Raw genomic sequence first — 14,892 nt, 5'->3', positions numbered from 1 at the left:
CGTTAGTGGCAGCCCTAGCCCCATTTCGAATATATCATCTCAACCGAATACCTGGCTCAGATCGCATTCTTCAATATACTTACTCCATGCCGGTTTAGTGTTGCGCTCTATCGATCAAAGCTTTCAACAACAAAATCCAGATTCCGGGAAGCAAGCAAAGAGCCTTGCCTACTGATATTTAATGCCTCTTACATGGCGGGTGTTAAGTCTTCTGGTCAGCTAATCTTGGCTGACCGGTAGTATAAATATAAGGTCATGAACTCATTTAGATAAAAATGGGCATATCGACTCATAAATCACACAATACTGGATTGAAGGAACCTAACCACTTTCTATAGGTGCATTGGGTGGAGCGTGATTTATATAACGCGTTAATACTTTAAAAGGATTTAATGATGAGCAAAATGCTTCGAATTGCATCGGTCACAGGGCTCCTGCTTGCAGGGCAAGGCTTTTCGTCGATCGCCAATGCGGCATGTACGCTACAGTTTACATCACCCAGTGATGGTACAACCGTCAGGTCATCTACTATCACCGTTTATGGTCAAGGTGGTGCAGATGCTCAGCATGGTGACTATGGTACCGTTACCGCCACCCTAAACGGCACCCCATTTTTCAATTACTCAGGATCTTTTACAGCTGCCGTCAGTTTCCTGGAAACGCGTGGAGTGTCCGTTAACCTGAAAGAAGGTAACAATTTCTTTTCAGTATCAGGAAGTGCCGGCGGATGCAGTGCAACGGATAGCATGCTCCTGTTCTACGACCCTGAGGTCACTCTAGGGAAGAATAAAGGTGAGCCCGAGACCCTGGCCTGTGATGCCCCCAGTAGCTCACGGGGGAATCCCATCAACACTGCAATCGGTAACAAATTCCAGAGGGAAGAAGACTATCGTGCGAATGGGCCGTATCCGCTGTTCTTTGCTCGGCATTACAACAGTGTGGATGGTTACTGGAGACACAACTATTCCACACGCCTGAACATCACGAGTGGACTCATCACATTAGTCCTCGCTGATGGTCGTGAGTCGGCATTTACTGTTACTGGCAGCACGATCACTCCCAGCCCGGCAGAGTTGGGAACCTTGGAACAAACCGGAACTGGGTGGCGATATACCTCTTCCAGGCAGGACGTTTTCGACTTCGATAGTCAGGGGCGTCTCACTCGGATGGCCAATATCAACGGACAATTTCATGTGCTGACCTATGGTGCAACTGATGTACTGGTAGAAGATACATTTGGTCACCAGTTGACGTTCACTCAGGATGAACACTTCCAACCGCTTTCGTTGGCCACTAGCTCTTTATCGACCACTTACACCTACAATTCGTCACGCCTGACTCAGGTTACTACCCTGGCGGGTGGTCAGACGCTCGAGCGCATATTTCACTACGAGAACGCTACTTACCCGCAATTCCTGACGGGTATTACCGATGAGCGGGGGGTACGTTATGTCACCTGGGAATACGATTCATCGGGACGTGCTACTAAAAGTGTTCATGCAGACGGCGCTGATGAGACCAGCATCGTTTATAACACCGATGGTTCGGTGACTGTCACGAATGCGCTTGGTCGTGAAGTGACCTACCACTACGTCGTCATTGACGGTGTGAAGCGTATAGCATCGATAGATGGCGAGCCAACGCCTAATTGCCCTGCCAGTAACTCCAGCTACAGCTATGACACCAGGGGTTTACTGACAAGCAAAACAGATGAACGCGGGATTGTAACCGTTTATCAATACAACAGTCGCGGACTGGAAACGAGTAAAACGGAAGCAAGCGGTACCCCTGAGGCACGGACAATCACAACCCAGTGGCACCCGACTTTGCAGCTACCGGTCATGATTACCGAGCCGCAGCGAGTCACTGAGATGACGTATGACGCTACCGGGCGACTATTGAGTCAGGTGGTGACGCCGCAGCCCTGATAGTTTTCAAACCTGAACACTATCGGAGCTGCCATCCAGGGTGGATATGGCATACAAGGACAATACGTGAGGAATGACACTATGATGAAGCATTTGGGCACGCGCCTGCTGGGCGGCGTTTTATTACTGGCGCTAGGTGTCAACACGGCGCACGCAAATCGCAGCTGGACTTACACCTATCATCCCGATACTGCCGGGACAAATGGCCCGATTCCCGGCCAGATGGCAACAGCTGATGGCCCCCGTACTGATGTGCAAGATGTCACCAGTTACGACTACGATGGGCAAGGCAACTTGATCCAGGTGACCAATGCTCTTGGCCAGGTGAGTGAGATCACTGCGCATGATGCCGATGGACGCCCTCTGACATTGGTTGACCCCAACGGGGTATTAACGACGCTGGCCTATGATGGCCTTGGCCGACTGATTACTCGCACCACCGCCGGCGCCACCACCGGTTTTACATATGATGCTATCGGTAATCTGACCGGTATCACCTTGCCCGACCAAACGACACTTACCTACCTCTACGATGATACCGGTCGTGTGAGTGCCATTGCTGACTCGCTTGGCAACCGTATCGAGTATGTTTTAGACGCCGCAGGTAATCGAGTCGAAGAGCGTATTCTGGATGCAAATGAAAGTCTGCGTTATACCCGTGCTCAAGTATATGACGAACTCTCGCGTCTCCTTGAGGTGGTGGGGCTCAATGGCAGTCAGCAACGGCAATATGACTTAAATGGCAATCTGGTCCAAGCCATCGACGGGGAAGCCAACACGACTGCGCATGCTTTTGATGCCCTTAACCGGCTTACACAGACAACAGACGCCTTGCAAGGGCAGACATTGTATTCATATGACAGTCTGAACCAGCTGACATCCGTGTCTGATCCAAATGGCCACACCACCCAGTATGTTTACAATGGCTACGGTGACAGGGTGCAGCAAATCAGCCCTGATACGGGGACAACGAGCTACACCTATGATTCCGCCGGCAACCTGACAGGAGAGACTGATGCTAACGGACAGCAAACCCATTACGCGTACGATGCACTCAATCGTCTGACCGAGATCGAAGACCCTTATGATCCGAGTCAGACGATAACCCTGACTTACGATGACCCCAACGCAAGTTATGGTATTGGTCAACTCACCAATATCACAGGGCCGAACACAAATATCAGTTACGATTATACAGCGCGAGGATTGAAAGCCAGCGTTACCCACGTACTGGGTGGTATTGCCCAGACCATTGGGTATGGATACAACGACGCCGACGTCTTGTCTTCAATCACCTACCCGAGTGGACGGGTCGTACTGTTTCAGCGAGACGCTGTGGGGAATATTGAGTCTATCTCCACAGTCCAGGGCGGTGTGACGACAACGCTGGCCAACAGCATTACCCATGCCCCCTTCGGGCCCGTCAGTGGGTTGACCTACGGCAACGGGCTGACGCTAACCAACACATACGACATCCAATACCGGCTCACCGATACTCAGGTCGGCCAGTTACTCGACCGGAATTACAGCTTTAATGGCAACGATGATATTACGGGTGTCAATCGGGAGGTCAGTGGTCAGTTAGTCTTTGATTATGACCCTCTGCGTCGGCTGGAATATGCGCAAACACCCTCCACTATCCTAAGCTGGACTTACGACAGCAACGGAAACCGCTTGAGTGAAACAGCTGGCCAGTCGGTGGATACGTACTACGTCGACAGCTGGAGCAACCGTCTGCTCGAGATCAGTGGTTCAACGCAAAGTATTTACACGTACGACGCGAATGGCAATGTACTGAGTAAAGGTGGCCTGAGCTTCAGCTACGACCGCTACAACAGTCTCACCAGTGTGAGCGGCACGGTAAGTGCAACCTACACGTACAATGCTAATCGTCAGCGTACAAGCAAGACTGTTAATGGCCAGACCACCTACTATCTGTACAATCAATCTGGGCAGCTGCTGGCCGAGCTTGATCATAGCGGGCAAACAAAAGTGGAATATGTCTGGTTGGGCACACAACCACTGGCGGTGATTCATTCAGGCCCCGCTTCAGCCGTCGTATACTACATACACACTGATCATCTCAATACACCACAGGTCGTGAGTGATAATCAGGGAACGGTGGTCTGGCGGGCGGACTATGATGCATTTGGGCAAGCATCTGTTGCCCCTGGGAGTATCCTGACATTCAACCTCCGCTTTCCTGGCCAATATTTTGACAGTGAAACGGGGCTACATTACAACTACTATCGGGATTACGACCCCAGTACGGGGCGGTATATTCAGAGTGATCCGATTGGGCTTGAAGGCGGGCTGAATACTTATGCCTATGTTGGGGGCAATCCACTATCTTATGTTGATCCTGAGGGGCTTCGAGGGCTACCGAATAGTGCTGGGAGAGTAGGAGGTGGGGCATCCCCAATTTTCGGCGGTGGGGCTGCTGGTGCCTTACCTTCTCCAAATGGCTCGTCATATGACGATTATGACTTCTACAACTGCTCTTCGAGCCCCTATACGGACAGGAGTTCGCCAAGGACAGGTCGGACATATTCACCAAGGGTTAATAGAAATGGAAACTTAGTATTCTCGGAAGGTGGATCTGGGGCTCATGATGATCGAGTGCCAACTTCTGAAGCCCCGTACCCCAATAATCCTGATAACTCTGATTTTGACCGAATCAATGGTGGGAAGGGCGCAAAGCTGAACCCGGAGGATGGTTCCGTTTGGGAGCGCGATAAGTCACAGCATGGTAGCCGTCAAGGTGACGGGTCTCAGTGGAAGCGATGGCCAAATAAAAGATCGTGGGAAAAAGGTGAAAAGCCAAACAGTATCTGGCCTGATGGGAGAATTAGAAAATGAGTAAAGCCGATTCTGAACTTTTCTTTAGCGTGCTGCTTGAGAGAGTCCTTCATTGTTGGCCGGAATCTATTGATGTGAAGCAGTTGCACGTAGATGAAAGTCGCCCGGATTTGTATGTAGTGAATGGTTTGGGAGCTATGGGGGATTCAATAGCTGAAGGGCTTGATGGCGAGATTGACGCGGTGCTCGTGACTGTGCTTTGTGATGCAGTTACCTCAACCGTCCGTTCTGCAGCACTATATTGCACGGAAATTGAGCCAGCACTGTTGCGGCCAGATAAAGTGCGTGAAAACTTTGAAAAGCGACTACATCGAGCTGAAACTGATTCCGATCTTGGGTGGAAAGAGGAGGATATATTGCTGATAAAGCGCTATTTCTTTTTGAATAATAAACGGGGCCAATAAGATAAATGGGGCCAGAATAATTTTTTCATTCTGGCCATCGGAGCCTGCACACCTTTCCGGTTTCGGTGTACATGCTTGGCCAGCTCAGAAGGTGTGGGAGCCGATGAAAGTGACAGCCTCTCCTGATCTGGCGTTAACGGCTGTGCCAAATTGCGGTGCGGCCGGGGGAGATTGCCCCACCAGTTGATTCTTCAACTATTTACCTCCCTGTCAATTCTCGAAGTGAATTAGCTGGGCTACTCTGTCCAGCAGCTCATCCAAGTGTTAGAGGGGGGGCAAAACTCTGTACCAGCCAGCCTCATAGGCTGATGTGGAGACCTTTTGGCGCAAAAACGTGATAAATCTACGCAGGAAACTGTGGGGTGGTACGATGCGAATGGCAATGTACTGAGTAAAGGTGGCCTGAGCTTCAGCTACGACCGCTACAACAGTCTCACCAGTGTGAGCGGCACGGTAAGCGCAACCTACACGTACAATGCTCATCGTCAGCGTACAAGCAAGACTGTTAATGGCCAGACCACCTACTATCTGTACAATCAATCTGGGCAGCTGCTGGCCGAGCTTGATCATAGCGGGCAAACAAAAGTGGAATATGTCTGGTTGGGCACACAGCCACTGGCGGTAATTCATTCAGGCCCCGCTTCAGCCGTTGTGTACTACATACACACCGACCACCTCAATACACCGCAGGTCGTGAGTGATAATCAGGGAACGGTGGTCTGGCGGGCGGACTATGATGCATTTGGGCAAGCCGCTGTTGCCCCTGGGAGTATCCTGACATTCAACCTCCGCTTTCCTGGCCAATATTTTGACAGTGAAACGGGGCTACATTACAACTACTATCGGGATTACGACCCCAGTACGGGGCGGTATATTCAGAGTGATCCGATTGGGCTCGACGGTGGATTGAACACGTATGGTTATGTAGAAAATAATCCGTTGATTTATAGTGATCCGTTCGGGCTTCTACGTTGGAGAGGAACAGCGACAAGTGTTGGTGTAGTTGGTGGAGTAGGAGCTACAGCGACACGCTATCAAATGACTTCAGATTGGGTAGACGGAAAGAGAGCGACTGTTACCGCTATCGGAGTTGGACCAGCTCTAGGTGTGAATGCTAAACACGTTGTTCACGCAGTTTCGGTATTCGAGACATCGGCGGTAGATTTCCGATACTGCAATGAGGGCGCTGTTTGTTGTAGCGATTAATCTGTATTAGTTCAGACTTGATCTGACACCTGCCCTTGAAGAAGGGAGGGTTACCGACTTTGATGAAAGTGACCAAACAAGCATCGAAGTCGAAGAGGTAACCCTCATGATTCAGAGTAACGAACGTATCATCAAACACAAGCTCGGATTGCTCAATCTCGCTGAGGAGCTGGGCAATGTGTCGAGAGCCTGCAAGGTCATGGGGCTGTCCCGTGACACCTTCTATCGCTACAAGGCTGCGGTCGAGGAAGGTGGTGTCGATTCCTTGTTCGATAAAACACGGCGTAAGCCCAATCTGAAGAACCGTGTTGATGAGCAAGTCGAAGCGGCGGTTGTCGCCTATGCAGTCGAACAACCTGCACACGGACAGGTACGAGTCAGCAATGAACTGCGTAAGCATGGCGTATTCGTCTCAGCCAGCGGTGTGCGCAGTATCTGGATTCGACACGGCTTGGCCAACTTCAAACAGCGCCTGGCGGCTCTGGAGGCCGAAGCCGCTGAGAAAGGACTCGTACTGACGGAACCCCAGGTTGCTGCTCTGGAACGCAAGAAACACGACGATGAAGCTTCTGGTGAGACCGGGACCGCTCACCTTGGCTATTTTGGCTCACAGGACACTTTCTACGTCGGCACGCTGAAGGGTGTCGGACGTGTCTATCAACAGACCTTCGTGGATACCTACTCAAAAGTAGCGTGTGCGAAGCTCTATACCACCAAGACGCCGATCACCGCCGCAGACTTGCTGAATGATCGTGTGCTGCCATTGTTCGAGTCACACGAGTTGCCTCTGCTGCGTATCCTGACCGACAGGGGAACCGAGTACTGCGGCAAAGCGGAGCAGCATGATTTCCAGCTCTATCTGGCGATCAACGACATTGAACACACGCGGACAAAGGCCAAATCACCGCAGACCAACGGCATCTGTGAACGCTTTCACAAGACGATCTTGCAGGAGTTCTACCAGGTCACATTCAGGCGTAAGCTGTATGACAGTATCGAAGCGCTCCAGACTGACCTGGACGAATGGATCAAGTACTACAACACTGAGCGTACCCACCAGGGCAAGATGTGCTGTGGACGCACCCCAATGGAAACCCTGCTGGATGGAAAATCGGTTTGGTTGGAGAAGAAACTGAACTGATTTTGACCTGACAGTCACTGCCTGAAAAGTCGGTAACTGTCAGATCGAGTCTGGATTACTACAATTAATCCAATCCGTCAGCGCCCAGGCTCTTGAGATGTCGTTTGCGTAGGGCACTGCATACGCCCACTCTCGGATCATGGTTTGTATAAAGCGCTCCGCCTTGCCGTTCGTTCTAGGTGTATAAGGACGCGTATATACATGCTTGATGCCTTCTCGCTGCAACACCGCATTGAAGCGACGAGATCGATAGGCCGGGCCGTTGTCGGCCATCAAGCGTTTTACCTCAACACCGATATCACGATAGGCCGCGAGAGCGTTTTCAAGAAAACGGGCTGTGGTACCTTGCTGTTCATCGGGTAAAACCCGTGCAAAGGCCCAGCGACTATGACCGTCGATACAAATATGGACGCACTCATAACCGGCGCCTCGCGTGTTTTGGCGACGGTTGTTCGTCACGCGGTGCCCGGGCTTGTCGAAGCGAGGTAGCTTCTTGATATCCATATGCAACATGTCACCCGGCTTGGGGTGCTCGTAGCGCTGCACAGGTTGCACCGGCTCCAGGTGTGACGCGCGATTTAGCTTCAGCCGACGCAAGACCGCTGTCACGGTGGAGTACGCCAGATTCAGTGCCTGTGCGATCTGCTTGGCGGTCCACTTGAGTGTCAGGCGCATTTTCCGAATCAGTTCAATCCACGGCTCAGGAATTTGTGCGGGTGAAGAGCGTGGCCGGCTGGATGCTGACTCCAACCCTGCTACTTCCGACTCTCGATAACGAGCAAGCCATTTGTACACGGTGTGCGTGCTGATACCAAAAGTGCTGGCAATGTCTCGCACCGGCTGCAGCTGACGGAGGGCTCGATAAACGATCAGGGCTCGAATATAAGGCATTTTTGTGAGGGTTGTTCATGTCGGTTGGTCTGTGCTGTTTGTTTGGCGATATAGCATCTCGAACTTAACCGGCGTGAACAACCTCCTTAGCGCCCACAGCTAGCGGTCAGCAGCAGGAACCAGCTAACCGAGTGATCGGTTGGCACCCTGTAAAGGGAATCCTATTTCTGAGTCGCGAAGCTCGAAGGGAGGGAAGGAAGTCAAAATTTCACTTTCGAATATGGGCTGACTGAGTCCGAAGCCTATGGATTTGCGCCCAATGACTGACGCGGAGATAGCCGAGCGATTGGATTTGGATGCTGTGGCAAAGCACCTGGAATCAGAGCAAGTGCCGGGTGCGGCTAGAGGACCTGGAGCGCCCAAGTAACCCGTCTACATCAGTATTCAGGCAGTTATTGTGAAAGAGGTAGTTGCCCAACCAGCTACCTCTTTTTACTTAGAAATCGAGATCGTCAAAGTCGTGAAGCTTCTCGGACACAGCCCTTCGATTTCTCCTTTTCTCCGCCAGCAGGCGCATTTCAGCAAGCTCTATATCCAGCACGTCCGGGTGCTTCTCTTTAATAAATGTGATCAGCAGGCCTGTCGGATTACCGATCGTATCGGGCTTGGCATCCATGCTGCATTGAACCAGGTGCACGCATTTTTCAATGTGCTCAAAGCTGTAGCCTTTAGCCAGTGCCGGTATCGCCTTCTTGCTGACGCCATACTGGAGCAACATGTCGGTAGATTTGGCAATCTCTTCTTCTGAAGGAAGGTCTTTCACTGCTGCAGGTGAATTTTGAAGCTTCTTCGGCAGGGCCTTAATACATACAGTGCCTTTGTTTCGCTCATTCTTTGAACGAGGTTCTAAATGTATCTCCAGCCGACAATCCAGCATATCGACCACAATGTCCCCACCTTCAAACGATGTCCACGTCTCCCAGTCCTTATTGCTATCCTTGCTGAACAGCCCCAGAAACTTCTGCAGCATGCGATTGAACTGTGTCCGGGATCTGGCATACACCCGGTTCCATTCAGCTGCAGACATGCCTGGCTTTCTAAGCGGAAACTCAAAATCGAACACCTGGCTGAGTCCTTCCCAAAGCTCAAATGACCAACCGCCCACCCTTCTGAAATTACGAGCCCACGTCCAGAAGAAGTGATTCAGTGCGATCGCAAAAGAATCACTCATGAGTGTTCGGCTCGAGTTTTGGATCAGAAATGCGGCCAGATTCTCGATGCGCTTTTCGTCAGCGTCACTATTCGCCCTGCGCTCCAAGTCTTTTTGTACGTCAGGAGTGAGCTTGAAGCGTATTGCCGTAATCCTTCGCCCTTTCCTGGTTTCCTTGTAGGTTGCCTGGTGTTGAGAGAACTGAGTCATGGTGTCTTGCGCCAGGTACCGAGCAAATTCACCTGGTGCTTCCTCGGTTTCCATGATCAAGGCTTCTGCTGTCACTTGGGTATCGCGCCAGCGCTCAATCATGCGGGACATGTCATAGACCTGCGAGGAGAGATCGGTAAAGCCAAGATGCTCTGCGAGTGCTTCGGGCGTCAGTACAAACCAGTCATCAAGTGGTGCGCCTATACGCTTACGAGCACGGATTTCGATCAGGCACCAACCCAGCAGTATGGAAAACTTGAGATCGTCCTGCTTGGACATAACGGGGGTATCAGTGCCCTCGAATGTACGTGCCGTCATTTCAACAGTCGTAACTTCACCGCTCGGTGTGCGTACTTCGGTCGTGCGCGAGTACACGGTTATAGGGCGGCCGTCGGCATGGTGTGACGCGTGTGGGCGACTTCGGTGCAGTGCCTGGCGCCTCATATCCACCAATCGCAACTCACGATCAGCTTCAGCTGCCTTCGCCATAGGGCGGTGCCCTGACATATCGATAACAGCATTAACGCGAACGGGCTCAGTAACAGGCTTATCTGGCGTGAAGGGGTAATCAATAACATTGATCTTCGGCTTTGCTCCACGGCGAGGTACAAGGGTGCGCATAAGGCCATACCCCTCTAACTCCTGAACGACCCTGGAAAACACGGCCGTGTTGTGTACTGTGCCTCTGCGGATCACCTCTTGCCGGGTGACAAAACGATAGTCTTTGATCTCTTGCTCGTTCTCTTCCGGGTCACACAGCGCCTGAAAGACCTTACCAACGGGCTCTACTCCGCGGGCAAACCGCTTATCGAAACTATCGATCATGTTGGCAATCGTGCGGACCTCTGCTGAAAAGTCCGGGTTCTTTAGCGCATCAACCAGTGTATTCGAGTACACGAAAATAGTGCCTTGCTTCACTGGCACATAGAGATTTGCTCTTGCTGATAGAGAGACTTGTTCGGTGCCCTGGGAATCGATCGACCTGGAAACCAGTTCGTAAAAGTCATCGCCCAATAAGTCACTCATTCTCGCACTTCCGTTATTGGCTAAATCAGGATCACCCTCACTGACCGCCGCAAGAGGCTGTTCTGAGAGGGTTTTGTCTTGTTAACCCTGAACTTTAGCACCATTTTAGTTATGTGCACCAGATTGCCTGTACAAATTGACACTTAAGCACACCAACTCTACCTATACACCTTGGCCGTATTGCGCACCGTACTTACCTATACAACACGGCCATATAGTGCACCAGTTTTACCTACACATACCGGCCCTGCTGTGCACCACAGCCGCCTACACATTTCGGCAGTTACGCGCACCGAAACCGCCTATACACGTCTACCAAGCAGTGCACCAGCATTGCCTATACAGATCGGCTTAACTGTGCACCATAACTACCTGTACGAATTGGCTTTTATGTGCACCAGATCTGCCTGCACAGTTAGACAATGGAGTGCACCAGTACTGCCTATACATATTGGCAGAACCCTGCACCAACGATGCCTATACAGAGTGACCAAACAGCGCACCGCTCGCGCCTATACATCCCGGCTGAGAAGCGCACCAGCTTTACCTATACAAACCAACCTTGAGTAGATCATCAGCCCTCAGGTACAGACAGGTACCAGCACTGAAATACCCTTCACACAAACGCCTCCACAATGCGAAAGGCCCCTATCTATAAGGCTTTCAGCTTGATCACCCGTTTTGATATGCCTCATGTCTTCCTTGTGCACCATGTTTAAAAAGATGGTGCGCTACAGGCGGAAGAAAGTGGTGCGCTACAGACACATCAACATAAGAAAGCAGGCAATGTGGTGCGCTTAAGGTGCATGCGAGGTGGTGCGCTGTAGGTGGTAGTTGGTGCGCTACACACAGACCCTGGTGCGCTACAGCTGTTTGGCGGTGTGCAACGAGTACGGAGTGGTGCGCTATAAGTGGCAGGTGGTGCACTAAAGGCAAATAGTCCAGAGGGCCCGTATCTACAAGGTTTCTACTACTATCAACCATATAACCAACTAACCATGAAACCACTTAACAGATATAACCAACACCATAGCTCATCGCTTAGTGCTGACACCCAAGAGGCGCTGAATGTTGATTTATTCTTTAGGTTGGATTTCTTCAGACCTCCAGACTAGACCCTGGAGCATCACACTGTTGATCACCCGGAATGGTACGAGCGCGAAACCCGACCTCACTCCCGTAAACAAAAGTGGTGCGCTACAGGCACTATCTAAAAGTGGTGCACTACAGGGGGGAAAGGGTGTGGTGCACATAAGGCAAGCGGTAGCATTGAAAGAGTGGTGCACATAAGGCAAGCGGTAGCATTGAAAGAGTGGTGCACTAAAGGCACTGGCTAGCATGCCATCCAGCAGGCTTATTCATCATGACGTGGTGCGCTGAAGGCATGAACGAGTCGAGTCGTGTAAAAAATGGTGCGCTGAAGGTGCCTGGTGGTGCGCTGAAAGCAACAGCTGGTGCGCAAGGAGCTGGTGGTGGTCCGCTGTAGATGAAGAGTGGTGCACTAAAGGCAAACACCCTCCAGCATCTATGAATACAGGGATCTTACCCTAAGCAACCATTAAACCAGACAACCACATAACTTTTCTAACCAACATGCAGAAGTGAAGACTTTGAGACGCCTTAGAGAGGCAAGATACCGAAGGCCTAAGTCGTTACAGGGTAACCGTCCGGTAACCACACCTTGACTACCCTGAGCCATCAGTACTTGATCCAGCGCAAGTTGATGCTCAACAGGTGTGCAGATGTTCACGATTATCCGTATGGTCAGTACCTGACAGAGGGCCATGGAGTGCCAGTGCTCTCAGGATGAGAGCCTCTGTCACCTTTCAAGGATGTGTCGGAGGCTGCAAGGACGCAGCGGAACTCCCCGTCTTTTCATGCACCAGGTGACCAGTGCTGCGGCAGCAGCTCGTGGATCGCACTGGCTTTCTGGGTTGGCAGTCGTTCCAAGATGTCCTTTAGATAAGCATAGGGCTCATGGCCATTGAGCTTGGCTGACTGGATCAGACTCATTATCGCGGCAGCCCGCCGGCCACTGCGCAAGGAACCTGCGAACAGCCAGTTCTTCCGACCCAGCGCCCAGGGCCGGATCAGGTTCTCCACCCGGTTGTTATCGATCGGCACCGCCCCATCATCAAGGTAACGCGTCAGGGCAGCCCAGCGCTTCAGACTGTAGTCCAGCGCCTTGGCGGTCGCTGTTCCGCTGGGCACTTTCGTGCGCTGCGCCTGCATCCACTGATGGAGCCCGTCCAGTATCGGTTTGGATCGGCTTTGCCGGACCCTGTGCCGCATCTCGCTTGAGAGCGACGCGGCTTCACGTTCGATCTCATAGAGTTGCCGGATCTGTTCGACGGCCTGGCCGGCGATCTGACTTTTACCGCTGACTTCCAGTTCCACGAACTTGCGCCGGGCATGGGCCATACAGCCGATCTCGGTAACCCCTTTGGCGAAGCTGGCCTTATATCCGCTGTAGTCATCACAGACCAGCTTGCCGCTCCACTCACCGAGCATATCGCGGGCGTGCTGTCCGCCCCGTCCAGGCGTGAAGTGGTAGATCACCGCGTTCAGGTCAGAGAACGCGGTGCTGGCGTAGGCCCAGATATAGGCTTTATGAGTTTTCTTCTTGCCGGGCGACAGCATGGGTACCGGTGTCTCATCCGCATGCAACACCGCTTCCGTGAGGAGCGTATCGCGCAACGCATCGACCAGGGGCTGTAGCTGTACGCCGCAGACACCGATCCATTCGGCCAGGGTAGAGCGCGGCAGTGCGACGCCGGCACGGGTAAAGATCTGTTCCTGTCGATACAGCGGCAAGTGATCAGCGTACTTGGCGATCAGCACCTGGGCGAGCAAACCTGAGGTCGGGATACCCTTGTCGATGATCTGTGCCGGCATCGGCGCCTGGATCAGCGTCTCGCACTGATCACAGACCCACTTGCCCCGGATGTGTTGTTCAACGGTGAACACGCCGGGCGTGTAGTCGAGCTTCTCACTGACGTCTTCGCCGATGCGCTTGAGCTGGCAGCCGCAGGCACAAGCCGTATTGTCCGGCTCATGATGGATCTCGGTACGAGGCAGCCCTGGCGGTAAAGGTAAGCGCAGTGTGGGCGAGCCTCACCGAACACGTTAATGACCCGAGCCAGGGCTGTATCCGGTCCCGCCCGCATATCCATGGGTTCGGTGGCTAACCAGATCTCATCAATACGGATCATCGCAGCAGATCCTGCAACCAGCGCAGACAGCGATCACCGTCAGCCAGAGGCCAGTTTACGACGACACTGCCATTGGCTCGTGGGATCTCGATACGGATACTGTCGCCGGTACCCGTTGATGGCGGCAGTGCTGAAGGAGCTGGTAAGGGAATCGGTAAAAAGGCAGGCGGTGCCAGTTCCGAGTGCTGCTGCCGAGCGGCGTGGATCCATTTATGGACCAGGTTGGCGTTGAGGTTATGCTTCAGAGCGATCCGGGCAACCGAAGCATTGGGTTGCTGGCAGTCAGCAACGATCCGGGCTTTGAACTCGGCGGTGTAGCGGCGACGCTTATTGGGGGCTTCCGATACGCTTGGCAGTGTCATAACAGGTGTCCACTTAAAAATAGGTGGACACTATCGCCAGTGGACGACCGGTGGCTCAAGATGGGTTCGCCAGACGCTTACGTTACAGGTTAACGATACGCCAAAGGTAGACTTACCTGACAACAGGAATATCGCTCCACCGGGTTGTATAGGCAGGTGATAGATAATCCCGCTTCATTGACCACTCCTTCCGAGTACCCTGACCAGCAAGGAATACTTTGCCTTTACCACTACAGTTAATCTGGTCGATCACTGACATCAGAGCCTTCGAATTGGGCCTGGAGCTGGATTGATCGAACAGGCCTGGCTGGTAAACGTTAGGCTCATAGAAGTCGGATAGCATGATGCCCCCCTTCATGTATCGGTATCCATCACGCCAAGACGCTTTCAACAACCGTATAGCCGCTTCGACTAAGTCCCGAGTATCGTCAGTTGGTATTGGTATATCCTTGTAGCTGGACGATCGTGCATGGGCGGCCGTCTACGGTTGCCAGGTTGACGTC

Annotated in this window: 10 protein-coding genes and 1 pseudogene; 6 read left to right on the top strand and 5 right to left on the bottom strand. The window is 52.3% G+C overall.

What is annotated here, in order from left to right; all coding sequences use genetic code 11:
* Positions 1-395 precede the first annotated feature (395 nt).
* From BW956_RS22690 to BW956_RS21115, 5 genes are all read left to right on the top strand, one after another.
* Positions 396-1,928 carry a DUF6531 domain-containing protein gene (locus BW956_RS22690; RefSeq protein WP_244894400.1) on the top strand — a complete coding sequence of 511 codons (1,533 nt, stop codon included), beginning with the start codon at positions 396-398 and terminating at the stop codon, positions 1,926-1,928.
* An 81-nt stretch (positions 1,929-2,009) separates the two neighbouring features.
* Positions 2,010-4,787, top strand: a complete 2,778-nt coding sequence (locus BW956_RS21130) for an RHS repeat-associated core domain-containing protein (RefSeq protein WP_076466290.1) — start codon at positions 2,010-2,012, stop codon at positions 4,785-4,787.
* Entirely contained in the window at positions 4,784-5,191 is a 408-nt protein-coding gene (locus tag BW956_RS21125) for a hypothetical protein (protein ID WP_076466287.1), read from the top strand. Before BW956_RS21130 ends, BW956_RS21125 begins: the two co-directional genes overlap by 4 nt.
* A gap of 321 nt (positions 5,192-5,512) precedes the next feature.
* Positions 5,513-6,397 (top strand): RHS repeat-associated core domain-containing protein, encoded by an 885-nt coding sequence (locus tag BW956_RS21120; RefSeq protein ID WP_076466284.1) that lies wholly within the window; start codon positions 5,513-5,515, stop codon positions 6,395-6,397.
* Between the two features lie 106 nt (positions 6,398-6,503).
* A complete protein-coding gene (locus BW956_RS21115) occupies positions 6,504-7,538 on the top strand; it encodes an IS481 family transposase (RefSeq protein ID WP_076466281.1) in 1,035 nt (344 codons plus the stop codon).
* 39 nt (positions 7,539-7,577) lie between these two features.
* Here the strand turns inward: BW956_RS21115 and BW956_RS21110 are convergent, their stop codons facing one another.
* Positions 7,578-8,429: an IS481 family transposase gene (locus BW956_RS21110; protein ID WP_076466279.1), complete on the bottom strand. Its 852-nt coding sequence runs from the start codon at positions 8,427-8,429 to the stop codon at positions 7,578-7,580.
* Between the two features lie 436 nt (positions 8,430-8,865).
* The gene (locus BW956_RS21105; protein ID WP_076466277.1) at positions 8,866-10,815 is read right to left on the bottom strand and encodes a hypothetical protein; all 1,950 of its coding nucleotides are present in this window, start codon (positions 10,813-10,815) and stop codon (positions 8,866-8,868) included.
* Positions 10,816-12,178: 1,363 nt separating this feature from the next.
* Here BW956_RS21105 and BW956_RS22810 point away from each other — a divergent pair.
* Positions 12,179-12,301, top strand: a complete 123-nt coding sequence (locus BW956_RS22810; protein WP_276327841.1) for a hypothetical protein — start codon at positions 12,179-12,181, stop codon at positions 12,299-12,301.
* Positions 12,302-12,690: 389 nt separating this feature from the next.
* On the opposite strand, the pseudogene tnpC reads toward BW956_RS22810, so the two are convergent.
* The 3 genes and pseudogenes from tnpC to BW956_RS22820 form a co-directional block, all read right to left on the bottom strand.
* Positions 12,691-13,914 (bottom strand): annotated as a pseudogene (tnpC, locus tag BW956_RS21100) (IS66 family transposase); the annotation flags it as partial.
* Between the two features lie 109 nt (positions 13,915-14,023).
* Positions 14,024-14,389, bottom strand: a complete 366-nt coding sequence (gene tnpA / locus BW956_RS21090; RefSeq protein WP_076466274.1) for an IS66-like element accessory protein TnpA — start codon at positions 14,387-14,389, stop codon at positions 14,024-14,026.
* Positions 14,390-14,501: 112 nt separating this feature from the next.
* Entirely contained in the window at positions 14,502-14,834 is a 333-nt protein-coding gene (locus BW956_RS22820) for a DUF4113 domain-containing protein (RefSeq protein WP_139327273.1), read from the bottom strand.
* Between the last annotated feature and the right edge of the window lie 58 nt (positions 14,835-14,892).

The organism is Marinobacterium stanieri, from assembly GCF_900155945.1.
GTDB classification, from domain to species: domain Bacteria; phylum Pseudomonadota; class Gammaproteobacteria; order Pseudomonadales; family Balneatricaceae; genus Marinobacterium; species Marinobacterium stanieri.
This window is presented reverse-complemented; position numbering and strand designations above follow the sequence as displayed.

Coding starts and splice junctions, on each gene's coding strand:
- BW956_RS22690 (WP_244894400.1), top strand. CDS start 396: ATGAGCAAAATGCTTCGAATTGCATCGGTCACAGGGCTCCTGCTTGCA.
- BW956_RS21130 (WP_076466290.1), top strand. CDS start 2,010: ATGATGAAGCATTTGGGCACGCGCCTGCTGGGCGGCGTTTTATTACTG.
- BW956_RS21125 (WP_076466287.1), top strand. CDS start 4,784: ATGAGTAAAGCCGATTCTGAACTTTTCTTTAGCGTGCTGCTTGAGAGA.
- BW956_RS21115 (WP_076466281.1), top strand. CDS start 6,504: ATGATTCAGAGTAACGAACGTATCATCAAACACAAGCTCGGATTGCTC.
- BW956_RS21110 (WP_076466279.1), bottom strand. CDS start 8,429: ATGCCTTATATTCGAGCCCTGATCGTTTATCGAGCCCTCCGTCAGCTG.
- BW956_RS21105 (WP_076466277.1), bottom strand. CDS start 10,815: ATGAGTGACTTATTGGGCGATGACTTTTACGAACTGGTTTCCAGGTCG.
- BW956_RS22810 (WP_276327841.1), top strand. CDS start 12,179: ATGACGTGGTGCGCTGAAGGCATGAACGAGTCGAGTCGTGTAAAAAAT.
- tnpA (WP_076466274.1), bottom strand. CDS start 14,389: ATGACACTGCCAAGCGTATCGGAAGCCCCCAATAAGCGTCGCCGCTAC.